This window comes from Paracoccus tibetensis, from assembly GCF_900102505.1.
In the GTDB taxonomy this organism is placed as follows: domain Bacteria; phylum Pseudomonadota; class Alphaproteobacteria; order Rhodobacterales; family Rhodobacteraceae; genus Paracoccus; species Paracoccus tibetensis.
Genome location: NZ_FMVT01000003.1, coordinates 32,430 through 56,840, shown reverse-complemented (window position 1 = coordinate 56,840; position 24,411 = coordinate 32,430). Strand labels below are relative to the sequence as shown.

General features: G+C 71.8%; 22 protein-coding genes and 1 pseudogene. 11 read left to right on the top strand and 12 right to left on the bottom strand.

The features are described 5' to 3' along the window. Positions 1-28 precede the first annotated feature (28 nt). A complete protein-coding gene (locus tag BLP73_RS04735; protein WP_175453240.1) occupies positions 29-1,357 on the bottom strand; it encodes an ATP-binding protein in 1,329 nt (442 codons plus the stop codon). 84 nt (positions 1,358-1,441) lie between these two features. Between BLP73_RS04735 and BLP73_RS04730 the strand changes: the two genes are divergently transcribed. From BLP73_RS04730 to BLP73_RS04715, 4 genes are read left to right on the top strand one after another with little or no spacing between them, the layout of a single operon-like run. After that, a complete protein-coding gene (locus BLP73_RS04730; RefSeq protein ID WP_090740849.1) occupies positions 1,442-1,894 on the top strand; it encodes a GAF domain-containing protein in 453 nt (150 codons plus the stop codon). Further along, positions 1,875-2,273: a GFA family protein gene (locus tag BLP73_RS04725; RefSeq protein ID WP_090740847.1), complete on the top strand. Its 399-nt coding sequence runs from the start codon at positions 1,875-1,877 to the stop codon at positions 2,271-2,273. Before BLP73_RS04730 ends, BLP73_RS04725 begins: the two co-directional genes overlap by 20 nt. Continuing rightward, positions 2,270-2,896, top strand: coding sequence for a LysE family translocator (locus tag BLP73_RS04720; RefSeq protein WP_090740845.1), 627 nt, complete (start codon positions 2,270-2,272; stop codon positions 2,894-2,896). Before BLP73_RS04725 ends, BLP73_RS04720 begins: the two co-directional genes overlap by 4 nt. Further along, positions 2,893-3,543, top strand: a complete 651-nt coding sequence (locus BLP73_RS04715; protein ID WP_090740843.1) for a pseudouridine synthase — start codon at positions 2,893-2,895, stop codon at positions 3,541-3,543. The genes BLP73_RS04720 and BLP73_RS04715 overlap by 4 nt, the downstream gene beginning before the upstream one ends. Here the strand turns inward: BLP73_RS04715 and BLP73_RS04710 are convergent. Both BLP73_RS04710 and BLP73_RS04705 read right to left on the bottom strand, forming a co-directional pair. Further along, the gene (locus BLP73_RS04710; protein WP_090740841.1) at positions 3,540-4,241 is read right to left on the bottom strand and encodes a TVP38/TMEM64 family protein; all 702 of its coding nucleotides are present in this window, start codon (positions 4,239-4,241) and stop codon (positions 3,540-3,542) included. The two genes, BLP73_RS04715 and BLP73_RS04710, sit on opposite strands and share 4 nt — an antisense overlap. 14 nt (positions 4,242-4,255) lie before the next feature. Beyond that, positions 4,256-5,008, bottom strand: coding sequence for an MBL fold metallo-hydrolase (locus tag BLP73_RS04705; RefSeq protein WP_090740839.1), 753 nt, complete (start codon positions 5,006-5,008; stop codon positions 4,256-4,258). Between the two features lie 138 nt (positions 5,009-5,146). Between BLP73_RS04705 and BLP73_RS04700 the strand changes: the two genes are divergently transcribed. Together BLP73_RS04700 and BLP73_RS04695 are read left to right on the top strand one after the other, a co-directional pair. After that, a complete protein-coding gene (locus BLP73_RS04700) occupies positions 5,147-6,208 on the top strand; it encodes a saccharopine dehydrogenase (RefSeq protein WP_090740837.1) in 1,062 nt (353 codons plus the stop codon). Positions 6,209-6,305: 97 nt separating this feature from the next. Continuing rightward, complete coding sequence (locus BLP73_RS04695) at positions 6,306-7,550, top strand: PQQ-dependent sugar dehydrogenase (protein WP_090740835.1); 1,245 nt, start codon at positions 6,306-6,308, stop codon at positions 7,548-7,550. A 56-nt stretch (positions 7,551-7,606) separates the two neighbouring features. Here the strand turns inward: BLP73_RS04695 and mutL are convergent, their stop codons facing one another. The 9 genes from mutL to BLP73_RS04655 all read right to left on the bottom strand — a co-directional run bounded on the left by mutL (position 7,607) and on the right by BLP73_RS04655 (position 18,090). Beyond that, positions 7,607-9,403, bottom strand: coding sequence for a DNA mismatch repair endonuclease MutL (gene mutL, locus BLP73_RS04690; protein WP_090740833.1), 1,797 nt, complete (start codon positions 9,401-9,403; stop codon positions 7,607-7,609). A gap of 47 nt (positions 9,404-9,450) precedes the next feature. Then, positions 9,451-10,821, bottom strand: a complete 1,371-nt coding sequence (locus BLP73_RS04685) for a M16 family metallopeptidase (protein WP_090740831.1) — start codon at positions 10,819-10,821, stop codon at positions 9,451-9,453. Further along, positions 10,818-12,308 (bottom strand): M16 family metallopeptidase, encoded by a 1,491-nt coding sequence (locus BLP73_RS04680; RefSeq protein ID WP_090740829.1) that lies wholly within the window; start codon positions 12,306-12,308, stop codon positions 10,818-10,820. Before BLP73_RS04680 ends, BLP73_RS04685 begins: the two co-directional genes overlap by 4 nt. Before the next feature lie 164 nt (positions 12,309-12,472). Then, positions 12,473-13,687 (bottom strand): cytochrome P450, encoded by a 1,215-nt coding sequence (locus tag BLP73_RS04675; protein ID WP_090740827.1) that lies wholly within the window; start codon positions 13,685-13,687, stop codon positions 12,473-12,475. 6 nt (positions 13,688-13,693) lie between these two features. Next, positions 13,694-14,215, bottom strand: a complete 522-nt coding sequence (locus tag BLP73_RS04670) for a DUF3035 domain-containing protein (protein WP_090740825.1) — start codon at positions 14,213-14,215, stop codon at positions 13,694-13,696. 31 nt (positions 14,216-14,246) lie between these two features. Next, positions 14,247-14,948 (bottom strand): signal peptidase II, encoded by a 702-nt coding sequence (gene lspA, locus BLP73_RS04665; protein ID WP_245686551.1) that lies wholly within the window; start codon positions 14,946-14,948, stop codon positions 14,247-14,249. Beyond that, the gene (gene purH, locus BLP73_RS04660) at positions 14,948-16,555 is read right to left on the bottom strand and encodes a bifunctional phosphoribosylaminoimidazolecarboxamide formyltransferase/IMP cyclohydrolase (protein ID WP_090740823.1); all 1,608 of its coding nucleotides are present in this window, start codon (positions 16,553-16,555) and stop codon (positions 14,948-14,950) included. The genes lspA and purH overlap by 1 nt, the downstream gene beginning before the upstream one ends. Before the next feature lie 67 nt (positions 16,556-16,622). Then, positions 16,623-16,793, bottom strand: coding sequence for a hypothetical protein (locus BLP73_RS19320; RefSeq protein WP_175453239.1), 171 nt, complete (start codon positions 16,791-16,793; stop codon positions 16,623-16,625). A gap of 61 nt (positions 16,794-16,854) precedes the next feature. After that, entirely contained in the window at positions 16,855-18,090 is a 1,236-nt protein-coding gene (locus tag BLP73_RS04655; protein WP_090740821.1) for an RsmB/NOP family class I SAM-dependent RNA methyltransferase, read from the bottom strand. A gap of 87 nt (positions 18,091-18,177) precedes the next feature. Between BLP73_RS04655 and BLP73_RS04650 the strand changes: the two genes are divergently transcribed. The 5 genes and pseudogenes from BLP73_RS04650 to BLP73_RS19720 form a co-directional block, all read left to right on the top strand. After that, positions 18,178-18,381: a DUF1674 domain-containing protein gene (locus BLP73_RS04650; protein WP_090740819.1), complete on the top strand. Its 204-nt coding sequence runs from the start codon at positions 18,178-18,180 to the stop codon at positions 18,379-18,381. 2 nt (positions 18,382-18,383) lie between these two features. Continuing rightward, positions 18,384-19,715, top strand: a complete 1,332-nt coding sequence (locus BLP73_RS04645) for an amidase (protein WP_090740817.1) — start codon at positions 18,384-18,386, stop codon at positions 19,713-19,715. Between the two features lie 83 nt (positions 19,716-19,798). Continuing rightward, on the top strand, positions 19,799-20,995 hold the full coding sequence (locus BLP73_RS04640; RefSeq protein WP_090740815.1) for an aminotransferase class I/II-fold pyridoxal phosphate-dependent enzyme: 1,197 nt from the start codon (positions 19,799-19,801) through the stop codon (positions 20,993-20,995). A 4-nt stretch (positions 20,996-20,999) separates the two neighbouring features. Continuing rightward, entirely contained in the window at positions 21,000-23,630 is a 2,631-nt protein-coding gene (locus BLP73_RS04635; RefSeq protein ID WP_090740813.1) for a DNA translocase FtsK, read from the top strand. A 40-nt stretch (positions 23,631-23,670) separates the two neighbouring features. After that, positions 23,671-24,252 (top strand): annotated as a pseudogene (locus BLP73_RS19720) (DUF2268 domain-containing putative Zn-dependent protease); the annotation flags it as partial. Between the last annotated feature and the right edge of the window lie 159 nt (positions 24,253-24,411).

The window sequence follows — 24,411 nt, the reverse complement described above, 5'->3', positions numbered from 1 at the left end:
CTGTCCACGCCTTCCGCTGCCCTGTCCGTCATGCCGCCTGCCATTCGCCCCGGCGCGGCAGGCTGGCCTCGACTGTGGTGCCGGCGGGGCTGGATGACAACCGCAGATCGCCGCCGAGCAGGGTGATCCGCTCGCGCATCCCAGTCAGGCCCGCCCCCTCGGGTCGGCCTTCCGCGATGCCGGTGCCGTCGTCGGCGACGCGGATGCGCCAATGGGCGGGATCGGTCCACAGCCGGACGCGGATGGCGCCCGCGCCGGCATGGCGCAGCGCATTGGTCGTGCCCTCTTGCAGGATGCGGAACAGCGTGAGCGCGGTCGCCTCGTCGGGTTCGGGAAGGCCGGCGGCGATGTCGATGTCTACGCGGGTGTCGGGGAAGCGGCGCGCGAGGTCCTCGGCATAGTCGCGCAGCACCGCCGCCAGCGGCAGCTGGCCGATAGCCATCGGGCGCAGGTCGTTCAGCAGGGCGCGGTTGATCGCGCCGATCTGCTCGGCGATGGCGGCGATCTGGGCGGCGGATTCCGCGACGGCGGGATCGGTCGCGCCGCGCAGGGCATCGGCCTCGACCCTCAGGCCGAAGAGGCAGGGGCCCATCTCGTCATGCAGGTCGCGGGCGATGGCCTTGCGCTCGGCATCGGCGCGCAGGACGATCTGCGCCTGCAGGCGCCGCCGCTCGTCCCGCGCCTGCTCCAGCACCTCGGCCAGGCGGTCGGTGTGGCGCGCCAGCGGGGCGAGGTCGGGACCGGCCACCGGACCCACGCGGGCGGTCAGATCGCCCCGTGCGAGGTCCGACAGCCGCGCGCCGATGGTGCCCACGGGCCGCAGCGCGTGCCGCACCGCCAGCAGGATCAGCCCGGCCTGAAGCCCCGCCGCGACGAGGGCCAGGGCCATCAGCGCCCGCATGTCGCGCCAGGCGCGGGCGATCAGCTGGGCGGGATCGCCGGTGATCAGGACATGGCCGCGCGGGCGGCCGGCGATCACCACGGGAAGCCGCGTCTCCAGCGGCTCGGGCGCCACCGCGCGGGCGAACCAGTCCGGCGCAGGCTGCGTCGGGTCGGCCGGCCCCCGCGGCTGGCGGAGGCTGCCGTCCAGCGCGTCGCGTACGCCGATGCGGGCGTGGCGCGGCTCGGTCAGGCGCTCGGGCAAGAGGGCCATCAGCCGGTCGGGCGGCACCGCGCCGGCCATCGTGCCGATCGTCGCCAGCACCAGGTCCCGCGCCGTGGCAGCGGCCATCCGCGTCTCGGCGGCGATGTCGCGGCGCAGGCGGTCGAGGCTGCCCGCGCCCAGAAGCCCGATCAGGGCCAGCTGCACGAGGAGGATCAGCGCGAGGATGCGGGCGGTCAGCGAGGGCGGGCGCATGGCGCGACATTGGCCCGCGGGCCGGCATCCGGCAAGTGCAGGCGCCATCTTCTCGCGGCGCTTATTGCGGCGTAAGAAGACCCCATGAGCCAGTATGACGACATCGCGGCCCGCATCCGGGCCCTCTGCGAGGGCGAGACCGACGAGGTCGCGCTGATGGCCACCGTGGCCTGCGAGCTGCACCATTCGGACGACCGCTTCGACTGGACGGGCTTCTACCGGGTCGTGGCGCCCGAGCTGCTGAAGATCGGCCCCTACCAGGGCGGGCATGGCTGCCTGGTCATCCCCTTCTCGCGCGGGGTCTGCGGGGCGGCGGCGCGCACGGGAGAGGTGCAGATCGTTCCCGACGTGGAGGCCTTTCCCGGCCACATCGCCTGTTCCAGCAGCACCCGGTCCGAGATCGTGCTGCCCGTCTTCAGCGCGGGCGGGCGGCTGATCGGGGTTCTGGACATCGACAGCGACCGCCCGGACGCGTTCCGGCAGGCGGATGCGGACGCGCTGGCGCAAATCCTGGAGGATGTCTTTGGAAAGCTATGACCTGAGCGGGCGCTGCCTCTGCGGCGCCGTGACCCTCCGGGCGAGGCGCGGCAGCGACGTGCTGCGGGCCTGCCATTGCGGCCAGTGCCGGCGCTGGTCGGGCCATGTCTGGGCCGCCGTCGGCGTGCTGGATCTGGACGTCAACGGCCCGCTGCGCTGGTTCCGCTCGTCGGAGACGGCCGAGCGGGCCTTTTGCACCGAATGCGGCAGCGCGCTGGCTTGGCGGAAGATCGGCGGGGACGAGACCGACATCTCGGCCGGCTGCCTCGACGCGCCCACCGGCATGGTGCTGGAGGGGCATATCTTCGTCGCCGACAAGGGCGACTACTACCCGATCGCGGACGGGCTGCCGCAATGGCCGCAGGAGGCCGAGGCGTGATCTGGGAGACGCTGGCCGCCATCCCCACCAGCCAGCTGATCGCCTTCATCCTGGGCGGGCTGGTCCTGAACTTCGCGCCGGGCCAGGACGTGTTCTTCGCCAGCGCCTGCGGCATCCAGGGCGGGCCGCGCGCGGGGGCCTGGGCAGGCTTCGGCGTCGGCCTCGGGGTCCTGATGCATGTGACGCTGGCGACGGTGGGCCTAGGCGCGGTGGTGGCCGCCCATCCCGAGGCGCTGCGGGCGATCAAGTATGTCGGCGCGGCCTATCTGCTGTGGCTCGCTTGGAAAAGCTGGCGCAGCGGCGATGTCGATCCTGCGGCGCGCGGCAGCGTCCGGGTGTGGAACATTATCCGCCGCGGCTTCCTGTCCAACGCGCTGAACCCCAAGCCGGTGCTGTTCCTGCTGGCCTTCCTGCCGCAATTCACCAACCCGGCCTGGGGGCCGGTCTGGCAGCAGATCCTCGGCCTCGGGCTGATCTTCGCCTTCACCGGCACGCTGGTCACGATGGGCTACGGCATCGTCGGTGGGCTGGCCGGGCACGTGATCGGCCGGCGGCTCGGGCTGGTGAACCGGATCGCCGCGGTGATGTTTGCGGGCCTCGCGCTGCGCCTGATCGCGCGATGACCGGCTTCGTCTACGCGCCCCCGCCGGGCGCGCCCGTGGTGCTGCATGCCGATCACGAGATCCTCGTGGTGGACAAGCAGGCGGGCCTTCTGTCCGTGCCGGGGCGCGGCGAGGACCGGGCCGACTGCCTGATCGCGCGGCTGCGCGGCGCCTTTCCGACGGTGCTGCTGGTGCATCGGCTGGACCTCGACACCTCGGGCGTTATGGTCTTCGCGCTGACGCCCCACGCGCAACGGACCCTGGGCAAGCAGTTCGAGACGCGGCAGGTGAAGAAGGTCTATGTTGCCCGCCTCGCCGGACGGCTGGAGCCGAAGACCGGCCGCGTAGACCTGCCGCTAATTGTCGACTGGCCGAACCGCCCGCGGCAGAAGGTGGATCACCTCGAGGGGCGGCCCGCGCAGACCGACTGGCGCGTAATGCGCGCCTCGGATGCCGAGACGCGGGTGCGGCTGATGCCCGTCACGGGGCGCAGCCACCAGCTGCGCGTCCACATGGCCGAGACGGGCCACCCGATCCTCGGCGATCCGCTCTATGCCGCCGGTGCGGCCGCCGCGCATCCGCGGCTGATGCTGCATGCCGAGAGCCTGCGCCTGCGCCACCCGGACAGCGGCGTGACGATGAGCTTCTCGGCGCCGGTGCCGTTCTAGGCCGGCGCCTCGCCCGCAAGGCGGCGCGCGATCCAGCGCAGCACCCACGGCGTCAGGGCCAGCGCGATCAGCAGAAGGATGATCCGCGGGCTGAAGATGTCGCTGACCTGGTCGATCTCGGCCAGCTGGGTGCCGGCGGCGGCGAGGATGGCCTTGTTCGGGATCACGCCGATGCCGGTCACGGCGGCGAAGGTGGCCAGCCGCATGGCGCTGACGCCGGCGCCCATGTTCAGAAGGACGAAGGGCAGGCCGGGCGTCAGCCGCAGGCTGAGCAGCGCCAGCGTGCCGTTCCGGGCCACGGCCGTGTCGATCTGCACGGCGCGCGGGCCGAGCCAGCGGCGGATCGGGCGGTTCAGCAGGTGCTGCGCGATCAGGAAGGACAGCGACGCGCCCGCCACCGTCGCCAACACCGACAGCAGGAACCCGGCCCAGAAGCCGAAGGCGGCGCCGCCGACCAGCGTCAGGCCCGCGACCACCGGCAGGGGCAGCACGCTGCCGAGGCTGAAGACCGTCAGGAACAGCCCGACCGCCAGCAGCGTGTTGTCGTCGCGCCAGTCGCGGGCATCCTCGATGATCTCGTGCAGCCGCGTCAGGTCCGATTGCAGCTCGGTGATCGAGGGCCAGAGGACGAAGCCGAGGATGCCCAGGCCCGCCAGCGCCAGAAGCGCCAGCCCCCCGCGCAGGGCGAGCCGGCGCATCCGGGCCTGCCGGATCAGCTGTCTGCGTCGGGATACCACTCGGCGATCACCACCTCGGTGCCTGCGCCGGAAGCTTCGACCAGCCGGGCGAATTCTTCAAGGTCGCTGTCGCCGAAATGGTAGGGGTAGACGATGTCGGGCTGGAACGCCGCCACGGCCTCGGCCGCCTGCTCGACCGTCATCGTGTAGGGCAGGTTCATCGGCAGGAAGGCGACGTGGATGTCCGTCAGCGCGCGCAGCTCGGGCGTGTCCTCGGTGTCGCCGGCGATGAGGAACCGCATCCCGCCAACCGTCAGGACATAGCCGTTGTCGCGCCCCTCGGGATGGAACTGCAGCCGGTCCTCGGTCGTGTTGTAGGCCGGGATCGCCTCGATCTCGGCGCCGAGGATGTCGCCGCTGTCGCCGTTGGCCATGACGGTGGCGCGGGCCTGCATCTCCTCGGGCAGCTGGTCGAAGACCGCCTGGTTCACGATCATCGGCGCCTCGGCCAGATCGTTCAGCGTGTCCGTGTCGAAATGGTCGCCATGCTCATGCGTCAGCAGGATCGCGTCCGGCGCGGGCAGATCGGCGTAGCGGTCGGCGCCCTCGACCGGATCGACGTAGATCACGCCGGCCGGCGTCTCCAGCACCATGCTGGCGTGCTGGATCGGATGGATCACGACCTCGCCGCCCTCGACGGCGTGGCGATGGGCCTCCTGCGCGGCGGCGGCGCCGGCGGCAAGGGCCAGCGCGGCCACGGATGCGGACAGGGTTCTGAACTGCGGCATGTTGATCTCCTTGCATGATGTCGGCTGCGGCGGCCCGCTGCACCGGGCGGGAACCTCTGGCCGCGGCGCCGGGTTCCGCGACTTGTCGCCGCAAGGCGGCTGGCCTAGTGCTTGCGGCACGCGACAAGGGGGGTGAACATGACGCATCTGTGGGTCCGGGCCGAGAGCCGTCCGAACGAGGCGCGCGTCGGCATCACGCCGCAGGGCGTGGCCGCGCTGCTGGCCCGCGGCTTCCGCGTCACGGTCGAGGAAAGCGCCACCCGCATCATCCCGGACGCCGCCTATGCCAAGGCCGGCGCGGCCATGATGCCCGAGGGAAGCTGGCCGAACGCCCAGACTGATGCGATCATCTTCGGCCTCAAGGAGCTGCCCGAGGACGGCACGCCCCTGACCCACCGCCACATCATGTTCGGGCATGCCTTCAAGGGCCAGCCCGCCGGCCGCGTCCTGCTGGAGCGGTTCCGGGCGGGCGGCGGCACGCTTCTGGACCTCGAATACCTGACGGACGACGAGGGCAGGCGCCTCGCGGCCTTCGGCTACTGGGCCGGCTATGCCGGCGCCGCCGTCTCGCTGGAGGCATGGGCGGCGCAAGTGCGCGGCGGCATCTGCGGCCCGATGCAGGCCTGGCCCGAGCGCGCGGCCTGGGTGGAGAGCCTGCGCGCTCGGCTGGACGGCACGGCCCGGCCGCGGCCGCACGCCCTGGTCATCGGCGCGAAGGGCCGCGTCGGGCGCGGCGCCAGCGCGCTGCTGACCGACCTGGGCGTGCCGGTCACGGCCTGGGACATGGCCGAGACGGCGCATGGCGGCCCCTTCCCCGAGGTGCTGCTGCACGACATCCTGGTGAACGCGATCCTCGCCCAGCCCGGCGCGCCGGTCTTCGTGCTGGCCGAGGCGACGGGCGCGGCGCGCCGGCTGGCCGTCATCGGCGACGTGGCCTGCGACCCGACCAGCGACTTCTCCCCCATCAAGGTCTATGACCGCGCGACCAGCTGGCAGGCGCCGGTGCTGCGCGTGGCCGAGCATCCGCCGCTGGACGTGATGGCGATCGACAACCTGCCCTCGATGCTGCCGCTGGAAAGCTCGGAGGATTACGCGGCGCAGCTGCTGCCGGTGCTGGAGACGCTCGACCAGCCGGACGCCGCTGTCTGGGCGCGCGCGGCCCGGCTGTTCCGGCAGCACAGGGACGACCGCCCCGCCTGACGGCAAGTTGATGCGGCATAGTCGCGCGGCGCGGAACGCAGGGCGCCGCGTGGTGTTTGCTTTCCATGCAACATTTGTCAAAGCCACGGAGGACGCCATGACGCGCACCGCGCGCCCCCTGCCCAAGCCCCGCACGATTTCCTCGGCCATCGCGCTTGCCGCCTCTCTCGGCCTTGCCGGCGCGGCCGTCGCGCAGGACTTCAACGAGGTCGCGCCCCACGGGGCGGAAGTCGGCCAGACCCCCGCCTTCGAGGGCCAGACCCGCGCCCCGGTGCTGGAGGGCGATGTCGACCTGGCGCAGGAGATCATCGTCGAGGGGCTGGAGCATCCCTGGGGCCTTGCCGAGCTGCCCGACGGCCGCTGGCTGGTCAGCGAGCGGCCCGGCCGCCTGCGCATCATCACCACCGAGGGCGAGATGTCCGAGCCGATCGAGGGCCTGCCCGAGGTGGATGCCCGCGACCAGGGCGGCCTGCACGAGATCGTCGTCGCCCCCGACTTCGAAGAAAGCCGCCGCATCTGGTGGACCTATGCCGAGCCGCGCGGCAACGATGAGAACGGCACCGCTGTGGCGACCGGCGTTCTCTCCGAGGACGAGACCTCGTTGGAGGAGGTCGAGCGGATCTGGCAGCAGCAGCCGGCCTGGGCCTCGACCAAGCATTTCGGCGCCCGCATTGTCTTCGACGAGGACGGCGAGCACATCTTCGTCGGCCTGGGCGAGCGCTCGGACCCCGAGCCGCGCGAATACGCGCAAGACCCGCAATCGACGCTTGGCAAGATCATCCGCATCAACGCCTTGACAGGAGAGGCGGCAGGCGCCGGGATCGAGGGCGCGCTGCCCGAGATCTGGTCGATGGGCCACCGCAACATCCAGGGCGCCGCGATGGGGCCGGACGGGGTGCTGTGGATGAACGAGCACGGCCCGCGCGGCGGCGACGAGCTGAACCGGATCGAGGCCGGGCTGAACTACGGCTGGCCGGTCATCACCTACGGGCTGGAATATGCCGGCGGCGAGGTGAACGAGGGCCTGACCGCGCAGGAGGGGATGGAGCAGCCCGTCTACTACTGGGACCCCTCGCCCGCGATCAGCGGCATGACCTTCTATGACGGCGAGATGTTCGCCGACTGGCAGGGCGATGCCCTGATCGGCGGCCTTCAGAGCAACGACATCATCCGGCTGCGGATGGAGGACGGGCAGGTCGTCGGCGAGGCGCGCCACGTGCAGGGTGTCGGCCGCGTGCGCCAGGTCCAGGTCGCCAGCGACGGTGCGCTGATGCTGATCACCGACGAAGAGGAGGGCGCCCTCGTCCGCGTCAGCCTGGCCGAAGAGGACGGCGACGCCTGATCGCCCGCCCCGCTTTATTGCAGCGCCCCGACCCGCAAGGGCCGGGCGTCTTGCCTTCAGCTCCGCCCGAACAGGCGCTCGATGTCGGCAAGGTCCAGCTTCACCCAGGTCGGGCGGCCGTGGTTGCACTGGCCGGATCGCGGCGTGCGCTCCATCTCGCGCAGCAGGGCGTTCATCTCGTCCGCGCTCATCCGCCGCCCCGAGCGGACCGAGCCGTGGCAGGCCATCGAGGACAGCACCGCGTCGATCCGCCCGCGCAGCCGGTCCGAGGCGCCCTGATCGGCCAGATCGTCCAGGATGTCGCGGATCAGCGCCGGCCCGTCCAGCCGCGCCAGCAGCGCCGGCACCTCGCGGATGGCGATGGCGCCGGGGCCGAAGGGCTCGATGGTCAGGCCGAGCGCCGCCAGCTCGTCCGCCAGCGACAGGATGCGCGCGGCATCCGCCTCGGGCAGTTCCACGATCTCGGGGATCAGCAGCGCCTGCGCGGGAATGGCGGCGGCCTCGGCCTGCGCCTTCAGCCGCTCGTAGACGAGACGCTCATGGGCGGCGTGCTGGTCCACGATGACCATCCCGTCGGCGGTCTGGGCGATGATGTAGTTCTCGTGAAGCTGCGCCCGCGCTGCGCCGAGCGGGGCGACCGGAGCAACCTCGGCCTGCGGCTCGAACCGGGCCGAGGCGGCTTCCGCGAAGCCCCCATCCAGCGGCGCCTGCGCCTCGAGGGACGCCGCGCGGGCGCCGGCGCCGGGCCGGGCGAACATCTGGTAGCTGCGCGCCTGCGGCTCGGGGCGGAAGGCCTCGGCCGTGGCCGCGCCGAGGGTCGAGGATGCCCGCTGCGTGCCCGCCATCGCGTGGCGCAGCGCGCTGACGACCAGCCCGCGCGCGATGTCGGGCTGGCGGAAGCGCACCTCGGCCTTGGCGGGGTGCACGTTCACGTCCACCAGCTGCGGATCGCAGCCGAGAAACAGCACCGCCGCCGGGTGCCGGCCCGAGGCGAGCACGTCCATGTAGCCGGCCCTCAGCGCGCCGGTCAGCAGCTTGTCGCGCACCGGGCGGCCGTTGACGAGGACATGCTGCGCCACCGCCGCCCCGCGCGAATAGGTCGGCAGCGCCGCGAAGCCGGTCAGGGTCAGCCCGTCTCGCGCCGCGTCCAGCGGGATGGCGTTGTCGATGAAGTCGCGGCCCATGATCCGCATCAGCCGGGCCGAGAGGGCGCCGAACAGCTCGCCCTGCTCGGCATCGGCGCGGAAGATCTCGCGCCCGTCGGCCGAGAGGCAGAAGCCGACATAAGGCTCGGCCATGGCGAGGCGGCGCAGGACCTCGGCCACGGCCTGCGTCTCGGCGCGGTCGCTGCGCAGGAATTTCAGCCGGGCGGGCGCGGCGAAGAACAGATCGCGCAGCTCGACGATGGTGCCGGGATTGCCGGCGGCGGGGCGGACCGGCGCGACGCGCCCGCCCGTCACCGCGATCTGCGCCGCATCAGCGCCCGCCGCGCGCGAGGTGATGGTCAGCCGCCCGACCGCGCCAAGCGAGGGCAGCGCCTCGCCGCGAAAGCCGAAGGAGGTGATCGCCAGCAGGTCGCTGCCGTCGATCTTGCTGGTCGCATGGCGCGACAGGGCCAGCGGCAGGTCATCGGCCGTCATCCCGCAGCCGTCGTCGCAGACTCGGATCAGGCGGCGCCCGCCGTCCTCGATCGCGACCTCGATGCGGCTCGCCCCGGCATCGAGCGCGTTCTCGACCAGCTCTTTCACCGCCGAGGCCGGCCGCTCGACCACCTCGCCCGCCGCGATGCGGTTGGCGGCGGTCTCGTCCAGCTGCCGGATAACGGGCCGCATCTTGGGGGCATGGGTGTTCATGCCCCCAGATCTAGCAAAAACGCAGCCAAGCTGCCAGAGATTCGACGCTACTGCGACGGCGCCAGCGGATTCGTCTCGACCTCCGCGCCTTCGGCAGGGGCCGCGGGGACGCCGTTCTCCAGCCCCTCGGGCCGGCCGACCAGGACGAAGCTCAGCCGGTCCTCGTCCAGAAGCTGCGCGGCGACGCGGGCCACGTCCTCGGCGGTGACGGCCTCGACCTTGGCGTTGCGCCCGGCGATGTAGTCGATCGGCAGGCCGATCAGCTGCATCCCCGACAGGATCGCCGCGATCCGGCCATTGCCGTCGAAGCGCAGCGGATACTCGCCCGTCAGGTAGGTCTTGGCATCGGCCAGCTCCTGCTCGGTCACGCCCTCGGACATGCGCGCCCATTCCTGCCGGATCAGCGACACCGCCTCGGCCACCGTCGCGTTCGAGCCGGCCATGCTGCCCTGCCACATCTGCCCGAAGACGCCCGAGGCGAGGCCCGTGCCGATCCCGTAGGTCAGCCCGCGCCTCTCGCGGATCTCCTCCATCAGCCGCGACGAGAAGCCGCCGCCGCCCAGAATGTGGTTCGCCACGAAGGCGGCGAAGTAGTCCGGATCGTCGATGGCGATGCCCGGTCCGGCGAACGAGACGATGGTCTGCGGGCTGTCCCAGTCCAGCACCGTCAGCCCGCCTTCCAGTTGCAGCTCGGCCGGCTCGGGCAGGGGCGCCGTCGCCTCGGCCGGAAGCCCGCCGAGGATGCGGTCGAGCAGCAGCCCCAGCTCTTCGGCGCCGATGTCGCCCGCCGCACCCACGACGACGCGGTCGCGCGCCAGGACGCGGTTCTTCGCGGCGACAAGGTCCTGCCGGCTCAGCGCGGCGACGCTCTGCGCCGTCCCGTTCAGCGAGGTTCCGTAGGGATGCTCGCCCCAGGCCAAGCGCGCCACCTCGCGCGAGGCGATGCTGCGCGGGTTGGTGTCGTCGGCGCGGATCACCGCCTGGACCTGCGCGCGCACCCGCTCGATGGCGGCGTCGTCGAAGCGGGGCTGCGTCAGCGCCTGCGCCAGCAGCGCGGCCGCCTCTGCCCGGTTCTCGCTGAGCGCGCGGAAACTGACCGAGAGCGAATCGTCGTTGACCGAGAAGCCGATGCGCGCGCCCAGATCCTCGACCGCCTGCGCGAACTGGGTGGCGTCGCGGGTGCCGGCGCCCTCTTCCAGCAGGGCGGTCATCAGGTTGATCGCGCCGCGCTTGCCGTCCGGGTCCAGGCTGGCGCCGCCCTTGAACTGGATGTCCAGCGCGACGAAGGGGATGCTGTCATCCTCGACCAGCCACGCCTTGATGCCGCCGGGCGAGGTGACCTCCTCGATCTCGGCCGTCGCGGCCAGGGCGGGGGCGCCGAGCAGCGTGAGAACCAGTGTCAGTGCCTTGCCGATCATCCCTGCACCTCCTGTCCCGCCGTGGAAGGCGCGGCCTCGGGGGCCGGGCGGTCGGGTGGCGGGGCGGAGGCGGGCTGGGGCGCGGCCGTCCCTGCGTCATCCGCCGCCAGCGGCGCGTCCGTCTCGTCCGGCTCGGCCGGCAGCAGCCAGCCGGTGACATGCGCCGGCTGGTCCAGCACCAGGCGCGCGGCCGCGGCCACATCCTCGGCCGTAACCTCGGTCAGGATCTCGGGCCAGTCGTTCACGTCCTCGACCGACAGTCCGGTCGCGAGGCCCTGGCCGTACTCATAGGCGCGCCCATGCGCCGAGTCGCGGGCATAGATCTCAGAGGCGCGGATGCGCGTCTTGACCCGTTCGAGATCCGCGGGGTCCGGGCCGTTCTCGAGGAAGCGGGCGAGGGCGGCTTCCAGCGCCGCCTCGGCCGCCTCGGGCGTCGTGCCCTCGGCCGGCACCAGCGCCAGGCCGAAATCCGTCTGGTCCACCGACAGCCCGCTGTAGCTGGCGCTGACCCACAGGGCGGTGCCGCCCAGCACCAGGTCGCGCCCCAGGACCGAGGTCTGGGTCGAGCCGCCCAGAAGGTCCGCCAGCACCGTCAGCGCCGCCGCCTGCCGCTGATCGCCGGGCTGGCGGGCGGGAGCCAGGACGCGCCGCGTCATCTGCGGCTGCGCCACGCGCGGGTCCGACATCTCCAGCCGGCGCGCGGTGCGCTGCTGGGGCTCCTGCGGGCGCAGGCGCGGGGCGGCCTCGCCCTTGGCCGGGATGGGGCCGTAATATTCCTCGGCCAGCGCGCGGACCTCGTCCGCGGTCACGTCGCCGGCGACGACGAGGATGGCGTCATGGGGCGAGTAATGCGTGTCGTACCACGCGATCGCGTCCTCGCGCGTCAGCGCCGCGATCTCGTCGCGCCAGCCGATGATGGGGCGGCCGTAGGGGTGGTTGTAGTAGAGCGTCGCGTTCAGCTCTTCTGCGAAGATGGCGCGGGGGTCGCTGTCGACGCGCTGCGCCCGCTCCTCCAGCACGACCTGCCGCTCGGCCATCCAGTCCTCGTCCGAGATGGACAGGTTCGCCATCCGGTCCGCTTCCATGTCCATGACCAGCGGCAGGCGGTCGGAAGCGATGCGCTGGAAATAGGCGGTGAAGTCCCACGAGGTGAAGGCGTTGTCCGTGCCCCCGTTGGCGGTGACGGTGCGCGAGAACTCGCCCGCCTCCAGCCTGTCGGTGCCCTTGAACATCAGGTGCTCGAGGTAATGGGCGATGCCCGACTTGCCCGGCACTTCGTCGGCGGCGCCGATCTTGTACCAGACCATCTGCACGACGACCGGGGCGCGCGGGTCCTCGATCACCACGGTCTCGAGGCCGTTCGGCAGGGTGAAATGCGTGACCCCCTCGGGCATCTCGGCCAGCGCCGGCAGCGCCAGGAGGCCGAGCGCGGCGGCCAGCGGCACGGCGCGCTGCGCGGATGCGGGGGAATGGGCGATCCATGACATGGGTGGTGCGGCCTCCTCGTTCTGCAGCTGAACGTGACGCTCCGCGGCTGGCGGCGCAAGCGGGCCTCAAGCGAATGTGTCGGCGCGGCCTGCGGCATGGGGCCCCGGGGGCTCAGCCCCCGCGAGGCGCGGCCCCCCTCGATGGGGGGACGGGCCGAGGGCGCTTACGGGATCAGCCGCACCGGCAGGCGGCGCGGCCCATGCGCCTGAAGGCCGCTCTTCCACAGGACCTCGCCATCCGGCTCGATCCGGGCGACGCGCGCCAGAAGCCGGGTGAACAGGATCTCCATGTTCAGCCGGGCAAGGTTGTTGCCGAGGCAGACATGCACCCCCGCCCCGAAAGCGAGGTGCAGGTTCGGCCGGCGGGCGATGTCGAAGCCGTCGGGGTCCGCGAAGGCCGCCGGGTCGCGGTTCGCGCTGGCATAGAGCAGGCCGAACTTCGTTCCCTTCGGCCAGTGCTGCCCGCAGATCTCCAGATCCTCGCTGGCGAAGCGGTGGAAGAAGGGCAGCGGCGCGGCATGGCGGAACATCTCCTGCACCGCCTGCGGCATCAGCGCCGGCTCGGCCCGCAGCCGCGCCATCTGCTCCGGGTGATCCAGCAGCGCCTTCAGCCCCGAGCCCAGCACGTCGATGGTCGAGCCGTGCCCGGCATGGAGGATCTGCATGATCGTGCCGATGACCTCGTCATGGCTCATCAGCCCCGCCCGCTCGGCCCCGATCATCGCGCTCATCAGATCGTCCTGCGGGGCGCGGCTGCGTTCGGCATGCAGCGCCTCCAGCAGACCGGCGAAGGCCTGCGTCGCCGCCTCGGCCCGCGCCTTCTTTTCCGCCGTGCGGTCGATGTCGAAATAGCTGACCACATGCTCGGACCATTCGGTCATCTGCCGCGCCAGCTCGGGCGCGGTGCCGATCAGGTGTCCGATGACTTGCCCCGGCAGCTCGGCCGCCAGGTCGCGCGTGAAGTCGATGCGCCCCTGCGGGATCAGCCGGTCCAGCGCGGCCTCGACCCAATCCGTCACCCAGGGGCGCAGGCTCTCCAGCCGGGTCTTGGTGAAGAAGGGGAAGACCGCGCGGCGCAGGCGGTCATGCGGCGGGCCGTCCAGTTCCAGCATCGAGGTCTGCACGTAGCGCTCGTGGAACGGCATGTCGTGGAAGTTCGCGGCCACCTGAAGGCGGCGCACCTCCTCGGGCGGCAGGAAGTCGGTGCCGCGCACCAGCCGCCGGTCCAGCGCGAGGGCGCGGACATCTTCCATCCGCGAGGCCAGGTGGCCGCCGAAAGCAGGCCAGAAGGGCAGGCCGGGCTGCGCCCGAAGCGCCGCATAGGCCGGCCAGGGATCGGCGCCGAAGCCGGGCGCCGAAGGGTCGAAGATCGCGGTCATGCGGCCCTAGCGCGCGGCGGGCGGCGGCGAGGTCGGCGTGATCGCCCCGGCGCGGCGCCAGCGCAGCAGCTCGGCATCGGCGTCCAGCGACTGGCTGCGATAGGCGCGGTAGTAGACCGAGGTGCCGATCAGCGCCTCCAGCGGGCGGCGGCTGTTGCGCTGGCGGAAGCGGGCATCCGCCTCGGCCAGCGTCTCGCGGATCTGCGGGTCGGTGCCGTTGCGCGCGGCATGGGCGACCAGCGCCTGGTCCGCGGCGCCGATCCCCTGGTTGACCAGCGCGCCGGGATTGCCGCCGAGCGCGGCGACAGCGTCGGGCAGCGGCGTCGGGTCGGTGATGTTCGCCCCGCCGGGCGTCGGGCTGGGCAGCACGGCAAGGTCGGGCGGCATGGACAGCGGGCGCGTCGGCAGGATCGCGAACTCGTCCGGGGTGCTGCGCCCCGCGTCGAGGTTCATCAGCCCGGATTCGCTTGCGCAGGCCGTCAGGGCCAGTGCCGCCGCCAGTCCGATCATCAGCCCATGTGCGCGCATGTCCCTGCCCCCCTCGTCGCTTTCGCCCGTTCTAGCGGGGTTTTCCGTCGCCGTCACGCGGCTCGTCCAGGGGCAGGCTGGCCTGCTCCGGCTCGGGCCTGGGCGCGGCTGCTGCCGGACGCGGCGCGGCGGGCCGGCTGCGCGGCTTGCGCGCCGGCTTCTGCGGCTCGGGCGTCTTCTGCGGGATCAGGACCAGCCCGATGGCGCCCGCGAAGATCGAGATGTCGGCCACGTTGAAGCTGTAGGGGTTCTGCCAGTTCGGCAGCGACATGTTCAGGAAATCGGCCACCGCGCCGTAGATCACCCGGTCCACCACGTTGCCGAGCGCGCCGCCGATCAGAAGCCCCGCCGCGATGCGCTGCAGGCGGCCCGCGGCGCTGCGCCATGTCCAGACCCAGACCCAGGTGCAGATGACCAGCGCGATGCCCACCAGCACCCACCGCATCACGTCCTGGTCCGAGGCGAAGAGGCCGAAGTTGACCCCCTGGTTCCAGGCCATCCTGAGGTTCAGCCAGGGCGGGATCACGTCGATCTCGCGCAGGCGGTCCAGCTGCATGACGTGGACGACCCAGTATTTCAGCGCCTGGTCGATGAGGAAGATCGCCGCCGCGACCCAGAAGACCAGCCGCATGTCGGCGCGGACGGGGCCGGCGGGCGGCCTGGCGCGGCGTGCACGCGGCGCCGGCGCCTTGCGGGCCGGGGTCGCGCGGTCGGCTTTGGGCGCGCTGGCCATCAGTGACGGAAGTGCCGCTGGCCGGTCAGCACCATCGCCAGACCAAGCCGGTTCGCCGCCGCGATCACCTCGTCGTCGCGCATCGAGCCGCCGGGCTGGATGACGGCTTTCGCGCCGGCCTCGGCCAGCGCCTCGATCCCGTCGGCGAAGGGGAAGAAGGCGTCCGAGGCGACGGCGGCGCCGTTCGTCAGCGGCTGCGGCAGGCCGAGCGCCTCGGCCATGTCCTCGGACTTGCGGCGGCCGATACGGGTGCTGTCCACGCGGCTCATTTGCCCCGCGCCGATGCCGACCGTCGCGCGATCCTTGGCATAGACGATGGCGTTCGACTTGACGTGCTTGGCGACGGTCCAGGCGAACATGAGGTCGGCCAGCTCGTCCTCGCTCGGCTGCCGCTTGGTCACGATCTTCAGGTCCGCGCGGGCGACATGGCCGTTGTCGCGGCCCTGAACCAGCAGCCCGCCTGCGACCTGACGGTAGGCGAGGCCCCCCGCGCGCGGATCGGGCAGCCCGCCCGTGGTCAAGAGGCGCAGGTTCTTCTTGGCGGCGAAGATGCGGCGTGCATCCTCGTCGGCATCGGGGGCGATCACGACCTCGGTGAAGATCTTCACGATCTCCTCGGCCGTCGCCCCGTCCAGAGGCTGGTTCAGCGCGATGATCCCCCCGAAGGCCGAGGTGCGGTCGCAGTCGAAGGCGCGCTTGTAGGCCTCGAGCGCCGTCTCGCCCTGTGCCACGCCGCAGGGATTGGCGTGCTTGATGATGGCGCAGGCGGGGCCTTGCGCGGGATCGAACTCGGCCACCAGCTCGAAGGCGGCGTCCGTGTCGTTGATGTTGTTGTAGGACAGCTCCTTGCCCTGATGCTGCCGGGCGGTGGCGACGCCGGGGCGGGCCTCGCCGGTGACGTAGAAGGCCGCCTGCTGGTGCGGGTTTTCGCCATAGCGCAGGCCCTGCGCCAGCGTGCCGGCGAAGGCGCGGCGGCGCGGCGTGGCCTCGCCGATGGCATCGGCCATCCACGCGGACACCGCCGCGTCATAGGCGGCGGTGCGGGCATAGGCGATCTGCGCCTGGCGCTGGCGGAAGGGCAGGGTGGTGCCGCCGTTCGCGTCCAGCTCGGCCAGGACCGCGTCGTAATCCTGCACGTCCACGATCACGGTGACGAAGCCGTGGTTCTTGGCCGCCGCGCGGATCATCGCCGGCCCGCCGATGTCGATGTTCTCGATGCAGTCGTCGTAATCGGCGCCCTTCGCGACCGTCTCCTCGAACGGGTAGAGGTTCACGACCAGAAGGTCGATGGCGCCGATGCCGTGCTCCTCCATCGCCGCGACATGGCCCGGGTTGTCGCGCAGCGCCAGCAGGCCGCCATGGACCTTGGGGTGCAGGGTCTTTACGCGGCCGTCCATCATCTCGGGAAAGCCCGTCACATCCGCCACGTCGGTCACCGTCAGCCCCGCGTCGCGCAGCGCCTTGGCGCTGCCGCCGGTCGAGAGGATCTCGACCCCGCGCGCATCCAGCGCCTTGGCGAAGTCGATCAGGCCCGTCTTGTCGGAGACCGAGATCAGCGCCCGTTTCAGCGGGGCGGCCTGGTGGGCGGACGGGGCGGAAGCGGTCATCGGGGCCTCGTGTCTGGTTTGCGCCCGATTAGCGAAGCCGGGCGCGACAGTCCAGCACGGCCCGCAGCTACCGGCGGATCAGGAGGTTCCGCGCCAGCCGCCCGACCGCCACCAGCGCGACCGCCGTGCCGATCCCTGAAGCAATCCCGCCGCCGCCGCGCGCCAGCGTCATGGCGCCTCTCGTCTTCATCAGGGCTGAGGCGACCTTCAGTCCCATGGCGATATAGGCAAGCTTCATGTCCATCTCCTTTCCTGTGTAGCGATAACGAACCGCGCGCCAAGAAGGGCGGTTCCGCCGGTCAGGACGGCTTTCTCAGCCGGGCCATGTAAAAGCCGTCCATCCCGCCGCGGTCGGCCCAGAAGTCGGGGCGCAGGCGCAGGCCGCCTTCCTCGGTGATCCAGCCGGGCTCGATGCCTGTCAGGTCCGGCCGCTCGACGGCGAGGCCGGGGTGGCGGGCAAGGGCCTCCTCGACCTGCACCTCGCCCTCGTCGGGGATCAGCGAGCAGGTGGCGAAGACCAGCCGGCCGCCGGGGCGCAGGATCGACAGCGCGTGGTCGATCATCGTGGCCTGCAGCTCGATCAGCTCGGCGATGCCGTGGCCGTCGCGGATGAAGGGCAGGTCGGGATGGCGGCGGATCGTGCCGGTGGCGCTGCAGGGGGCGTCCAGCAGCACGGCGTCCAGCGGCGCCTCGGGGCGCCAGTCCAGCACGTCGGCGGCGACGATCCGGGCGGCCAGCTTGCAGCGCTGAAGGTTCTCGCGCAGGCGGCGCAGGCGCGGCTCGCTGATGTCGACCGCGGTGACCTCGGCCCCGGCGGCCGCCAATTGCAGCGTCTTGCCGCCGGGCGCGGCGCAGAGATCGGCGATGCGCTCGCCGGGCTGCGGGTCCAGAAGCCGCGCGGGCAGGGCGGCGGCGGCGTCCTGCACCCACCACGCGCCGGCATCGAAGCCCGGCAGCGCCGAGACCTGCACCGGGCCGGTCAGGCGCCACGAGCCGGTGGGCAGTGCCTCGGCGTCCGGCACGGGCGCGGCGCCCGGACTTGGGGTCAGGTCCAGCGGCGCGCCCTGCTGATGCGCGGCCTCGATGGCGCGCATCACGTCCGCGCCGTAGGCCTCGACCAGGGGGCCGCGCAGCCATTCCGGCAGTTCCTGCGGGGGCAAGGCGGCCCAGCCCTGAAACCCGCCCGCCTTGCGGAGCACGGCGTTCACCATCCCGGCCGCCGCCTGTCCGCGCTTGCCCAGGGTCTTCGTCAGGTCGACCGCGGCGCCGACGACGCCATGGGCCGGCGCACCCAGCTCCAGCATCTCGACCACGCCAAGGCGCAGGACGTCCAGCACCTGCGGCACGGGCTTGCGGCTGACGAGGCTCGCGATCACCGCGTCGGCGCGTCCCTGGTGGCGCAGCGTCTCGGCGGCCAGCCGCGCGGCGCGGGCCTGCTCGGGCGCGGGAAGGCCGCGCAGGGCGCCCGGCTGGTCGGCGAGCGACCGGCCCTCGCGCACATTCTGGATCAACCGCAACGCGCCCTGTCGCGCCATATCGCCGCCCGGCTTTGCCAAAACGCTTTCCTTACCCTAGATGTTGCCTAAGATTGGCACCCATACGCCCATACGGGGGATGTTTCCATGAGCAATGACACCAGCGCGGACCGCCCTGAGGAAACCCCGGCCGAGCTGCCGCCCGCCGCGCAGCGCGCCCTGGCCGAGGCCGCCGAGCGCCGCCGCGCCGTGGAAGAGACGATCCTGCCCAAGGAATATGGCGGCCGCGAGGGCCCCGAGCCCGTGCGCTACGGCGATTACGAGAAGAACGGAATCGCGGTGGATTTCTGAGCATGGACTGGCTCAAGGCGCCCGCCATGCAGCAGGGGCGCGCCATCATGGCGGGCATTCTCGACCCGCTGGACCAGACCGAGGCCTATCTCGCCGCCGCCAAGGCGCATCCCGACTGCGCCCGCATCTATGCGCGCCTGACCGAGGCGCGGGCGCGATCGGAATCCGTCGCCGCCCATGACCGTGCCAAGGAGGAACGGCGTCACAGCCTGCTGGACGGCGTCGCCATCGCCTGGAAGGACAATATCGACAGCGGCGGGACGGTGACCGAGGCGGGCTCGAAGCTGCTCGAGGGGCGCGTGCCGCGCAAGGACGCCATCGTGCTGGCCCGGCTGGCGCGGCGGGGGATGATCTGCCTCGGCAAAACCCACCTGACCGAACTCGCGTTCAGCGGGCTGGGGCTGAACCCGGTGACCGCGACCCCGCCGAACGCGCTGGACCCGCAGCTGGCGCCGGGCGGCTCGTCCTCGGGCTCGGCCGTGGCGGTGGCGCTCGGGCTGGCGGCGGCGGCGATCGGCACGGATACCGGCGGCTCGGTCCGGGTGCCGGCGGCGTGGAACGGCCTGGTGGGCTTCAAGCCGACCAGCGGCGCGGTTCCCGAGAAGGGGGTCGTCCCCCTCTGCCGCCGCTTCGACGTGGCCGGTCCCATCGCGCGCACGGTCGAGGACTGCGCCGAGTTGTTCGCGCTCATGGCCGACCAGCGCGCGCCGGACCTGACGGACGCCGATGTGCGCGGCCGGCGCTTCCTGGTGCTGGACGGCCTGCCCTTCGAGGGCGCCGAGGCCGGCCCCGTCGCCGCCTTCGAGGATGCGCTGGCGCGGCTGGATGCGGCGGGCGCCGAAATCCGGCATGTGACGACGGACTGGGTGGAAAAGGCGATGGCCCTTTCGCCGCTGCTGTTCGCCCCCGAAGCCTACGGCATCTGGCGCGCGCAGATCGAGGACGCGCCCGAGCTGATGTGGAAGCCCATGCTCGACCGCTTCCGCGGCGGCGCCGAGGTCAGCGCGCCGGACTACGTCTCGGCCTGGGAAAGCCTCAGCCGCATCCGCCGCCGGTGGGTGAAGGACATCGCGGCCGGCGTCGACGCCATCCTGATCCCGACCGTGCCGATCATGCCGCCGAACGCCGCCAGGCTGATGGCCGACGAGGCCGAGTTCGTGCGCGCCAACCTGCTGACCCTCAGGAACACCCGCATCGCCAACCTCTTGAACCTGCCGGCGGTCACGCTGCCGACGGGCCATCCGGCCTGCGGCATCTCGCTTCTGGGCCATGCGGGACGCGACCGGCACCTTCTGCGCGTCGCGGCCGGGGCCGAGGCGGCGCTGGCGGGCTGAGCCTGTCGGCGCTGGACGCAAAGCCGCGTTCACGCTAATGTTTCTGCCAAGGAACGGGGCGAAGACCCCGAAAGCGAGGCAGTATGGCATTCCCCGAGCGGTTCTCGAACCTGCCGGACTACGCGTTCCCGCGCCTGCGGGCGCTGCTGGCGGACCTGTCGCCGGGGCTGGCCCCGGGCGAGAGCCCGACGATTCTGACCATCGGTGAGCCGCGCCACCCCATGCCCGGCTTCGTGCCCGAGGTGATGGCCGCCAGCATCGCCGAGTTCGCGAAATACCCGCCGAACGAGGGCACGCCCGAGTTGCTTGGCGCGATCTCGGGCTGGCTGGGGCGGCGCTATGGGCTGGATGTCGCGCCCGAGCGGCTGATGGTGCTGAATGGCACGCGCGAGGGGCTGTTCAACGCGGCCCTCGCACTCTGCCCCGAGCAGAAGAACGGCCAGCGCCCGGCGATCCTGATCCCGAACCCCTTCTATCAGGTCTACGCGGTCGCGACCGCCGCCGTTCAGGCCGAGCCCATCTTCGTGCCTGCGGCGCCCGATACGGGGAACCTGCCCGATTACGCCAGTCTGGATCCTGCGCTGCTGGACCGGGTGGCGGTGGCCTACCTTTGCTCGCCCGCCAATCCGCAGGGCGCAGTTGCGGATCGGACCTATCTGGAAACGCTGGTCGCGCTGGCCGAGCGACATGATTTCCTGATCTTCGCCGACGAGTGCTATTCCGAGATCTGGCGCGACACGCCGCCTCCGGGCGCGCTGGAGGTTGCGACGGCGATGGGCCTGCCGGACCGGGTGGTGATGTTCAACTCGCTCTCCAAGCGATCGAACCTGCCGGGGCTGCGCTCGGGCTTCGTGGCGGGTGGCGCGGCGCAGATCCGCGAGATCCGGCGGCTGCGCGCGTATTCCGGCGCGCCCCTGCCCCTGCCCGTCCAGCGCGTCAGTGCGGCGGCCTGGGCGGATGAGGCGCATGTGGACGCCTCGCGCGCGCTCTATCAGCAGAAATACGCCGTTGCGGACCGGGTGCTGGGCAACGTGCCCGGCTACCGGCCGCTGGAGGGTGGGTTCTTCCTGTGGCTGCCGGTCGAGGATGGCGAGGCGGCGGCGCGGCGGCTCTGGGCCGAGGCGGGCATCCAGGTGCTGCCGGGCGCCTATCTCTCGCGCGAGGTGGAGGGGCAGAACCCCGGGCGCGGCTTCATTCGGGTGGCGCTGGTGGCGGATGCGGACCAGACCGAGGCGGCGCTGACGCGCCTCGCCTCGGTCCTTTATGACGGAAGGGCTTAGGCGCATGGCAAGCTGGCAGGCGAAACACCGCGATCCGCTGTTCGACCAGACAACCCGCGCCGCGCTGGAACGGCGCGGGCGCGAGGCGGTCGGCGCGCTGTTCATCGTCATCGCGGCGATGGTCGCGCTGATGCTGGGCAGCTGGTCGGCGGACGATCCCAGCTTCCTGTCCGCGACCGACCAGCCCGCGCAGAACATCCTGGGCAGCTTCGGCGCCTATGTCGCCTCGCCGCTGATGATGATCGCGGGCTATGGCGCATGGGTGCTGGTGCTGGCCGGCATCGTCTGGGGCCTGCGGCTGATGCTGCATCTGGGCGAGGACCGGCTGATGCGGGGCATCTTCACCCCGCTCGCCGTGGCGCTGACCTCGGTCTATTGCAGCACGCTGGTGCCGGGCGAGAACTGGCAGCAGAACTACGGGCTTGGCGGGCATTTCGGCGACATGGTGATGGGCGCGCTGCTGAACGTGCTGCCCATGAAGGCCCAGATCGGCATCCGCGTCGCAGGGCTTCTGGTCGCGGCCGGCGCGGTGGCCATGGCCGCCTTCGTGCTGGGCTTCGACCGGACCGAGCTGCGCGGGCTCTGGCGGCGCTTCCTCGGCGGGTTGGCGCTGGCGCTACACCTGACGCTGGCCGCGGGCCGCGCGGTCTCGTCCCGCATCGCGGCCGCCCGCTCGCGCCAGCGCGGGGAGGCGGCCGAGGATGTGCCGGCGCCTGCCGCCGCGGGCGTCTTCTCGCGCCGCCGGGCCGCGGCCGAGCCGTCCGCCTTCGAGCTGGAGGAGGAGATGCCCGAGCCCGAGCTGATCGAGCGCGATTCCGACTATGACGGCGCCGCGCCGACCGCCGACGAGCTGCGCGGCCGCATCTCGGACGCGATCAGCAAGCGCTCGGCCAAGCCTTCGGTCCTGGCCTCGGTCGCGGCGCGCTTGGCGCGCGAAGGCAACCCCCCGCCGCGGATCGAGCCGCGCATCGAGTCCCCGCTCGGCCGTGATGAGGAAGAGGACGAGCCCCATCCCTTTGGCGCCGACACCCCGCGCCAGATCGTGACGTCCGCGAAGAAGCCCCAGCCCTCGCGCAGCGCCCTCGCGGAAGCCGAGCCCGCCTTGCGCTTCGAGGAGGACGGCCCCGGCTACGAGCGCCCGCCGCTGGCGCTGCTGAGCGCGCCGAGCGCGGATGACCATCACGCCATCCCGCAGGAGGCGCTGATGGAGAACGCCCGCATGCTGGAGGCGGTGCTGGACGATTACGGCGTGAAGGGCCAGATCACCGAGGTCCGCCCCGGCCCCGTCGTCACGCTCTACGAGCTGGAGCCGGCGCCGGGCCTTAAGGCCAGCCGCGTGATCGGCCTGTCGGACGACATCGCGCGGTCCATGTCCGCGCTGTCGGCGCGCGTCTCGACGGTGCCCGGCCGCACGGTGATCGGGATCGAGCTGCCGAACGCCCGGCGCGAGAAGGTGCTGCTGCGCGAGATCCTCGCCTCGCGCGCCTTCGGCGACGGCACGCAGCCGCTGCCCCTGGCGCTTGGCAAGGACATCGGGGGCGATCCGGTCGTGGCCAACCTTGCCAAGATGCCCCACCTCTTGATCGCGGGGACCACCGGCTCGGGCAAGTCGGTCGCGATCAACACGATGATCCTGAGCCTCCTCTACAAGCTGACGCCGGACGAGTGCCGGCTGATCATGATCGACCCCAAGATGCTGGAGCTGTCGGTCTATGACGGCATTCCGCACCTGCTGTCGCCGGTCGTCACCGATCCCAAGAAGGCCGTCGTCGCGCTGAAATGGGTCGTGGGCGAGATGGAGGATCGCTATCGCAAGATGTCCAAGATGGGCGTCAGGAACATCGAGGGCTACAACGGCCGCGTCAGCGAGGCGCTGAAGAAGGGCGAGCTGTTCAAGCGCACCGTCCAGACGGGCTTTGACGAGGACACCGGCGAGCCGATCTTCGAGACCGAGGAGTTCCAGCCCGAGACCTTCCCCTACATCGTCGTGATCGTGGACGAGATGGCCGACCTGATGATGGTCGCGGGGAAAGAGATCGAGGCCTGCATCCAGCGCCTTGCGCAGATGGCGCGGGCCTCGGGCATCCACCTGATCATGGCGACGCAGCGCCCCTCGGTCGACGTGATCACCGGCACGATCAAGGCGAACTTCCCGACCCGGATCAGCTTCCAGGTCACCTCCAAGATCGACAGCCGCACCATCCTGGGCGAGCAGGGCGCCGAGCAACTGCTGGGGCAGGGCGACATGCTCTACATGGGCAACGGCGCGCGCATCACCCGCATCCACGGGCCCTTCGTCTCGGACGAGGAGGTCGAGGAGGTGGTGACGCACCTGAAATCCTTCGGCCCGCCCAGCTACAAGTCGGGCGTCATCGAAGGCGTGGACGAGGAGAAGGCGGACGACATCGACGCCGTGCTCGGCCTCGGCACCGGCGAGAGCGGGGACGACGCGCTCTACGACCAGGCGGTGATGATCGTGGCGCGGGACCGCAAGTGCTCGACCTCCTACATCCAGCGCAAGCTCGCCATCGGCTACAACAAGGCTGCGCGGCTGGTCGAGCAGATGGAGGAGCAGGGCGTCGTCAGCCCCGCCAACCATGTCGGCAAGCGCGAGGTCCTGGTGCCCGAGGTCTGAGCCTCTGGCGCCACGGGCGGGCCGGGGGTAGAACCAAGCCATGACGATCTGGCAGCTGCATCTTCTGAACGCGCGCGGCGATCTGACCGTGATCATGGCCGAGATCCGCGCCCATGCCCGTGAGGTGCTGGCGCTGGTCGAGGCGCGGCTGGACGTGCCGCGCTTCGACCTGGTGGTTCGCGTGGGCGACGACGTGATCCCGGAATGGGGCATCGGCGGACGCGCGCCGGCGCGGGGCGTGATCGAGCTGGTCGTCGATCCGGCGCGCCTTGCGCCCGAGCATTTCCGCCGCACCCTGGTCCATGAGCTGCATCACCTCGCGCGGTGGGAGGGGCCGGGCTATGGCCGCTCGCTCGGCGAGGCGCTGGTGAGCGAGGGGCTGGCCGGGCATTTCGTAACCGAGATCCTGGGCGGGCCGGCCGATCCCTGGGACCAGGTGCGTCCCGGCGCCGGCGTGCTGAAGCAGGCGGCGAGCCTCTGGGCGCGGCCGGATTACGATCACGGCGCGTGGTTCTTCGGGCGCGGAAAGATGCGGAAGTGGACCGGCTACGGGCTCGGCCACCGGATCGTCGCCGAGCACATGGCCGAGGGCGAGACGGCGGCGGCGCTGGTCCATGCCCCGGCCGATGCCTTCCGCGCGGCCTTGCGGCGGCTGATGGCGGCCGATGGGGTGGAGCTGACCGAAGAGGAAGAGGCGGCGCTGGTTTTGGCGGAGGCCGGGGCGGAGGCGTCCCGCGACGACCGGGGGGCCAGCCCCCCGGAGCCCCCGGGATATTTAAGC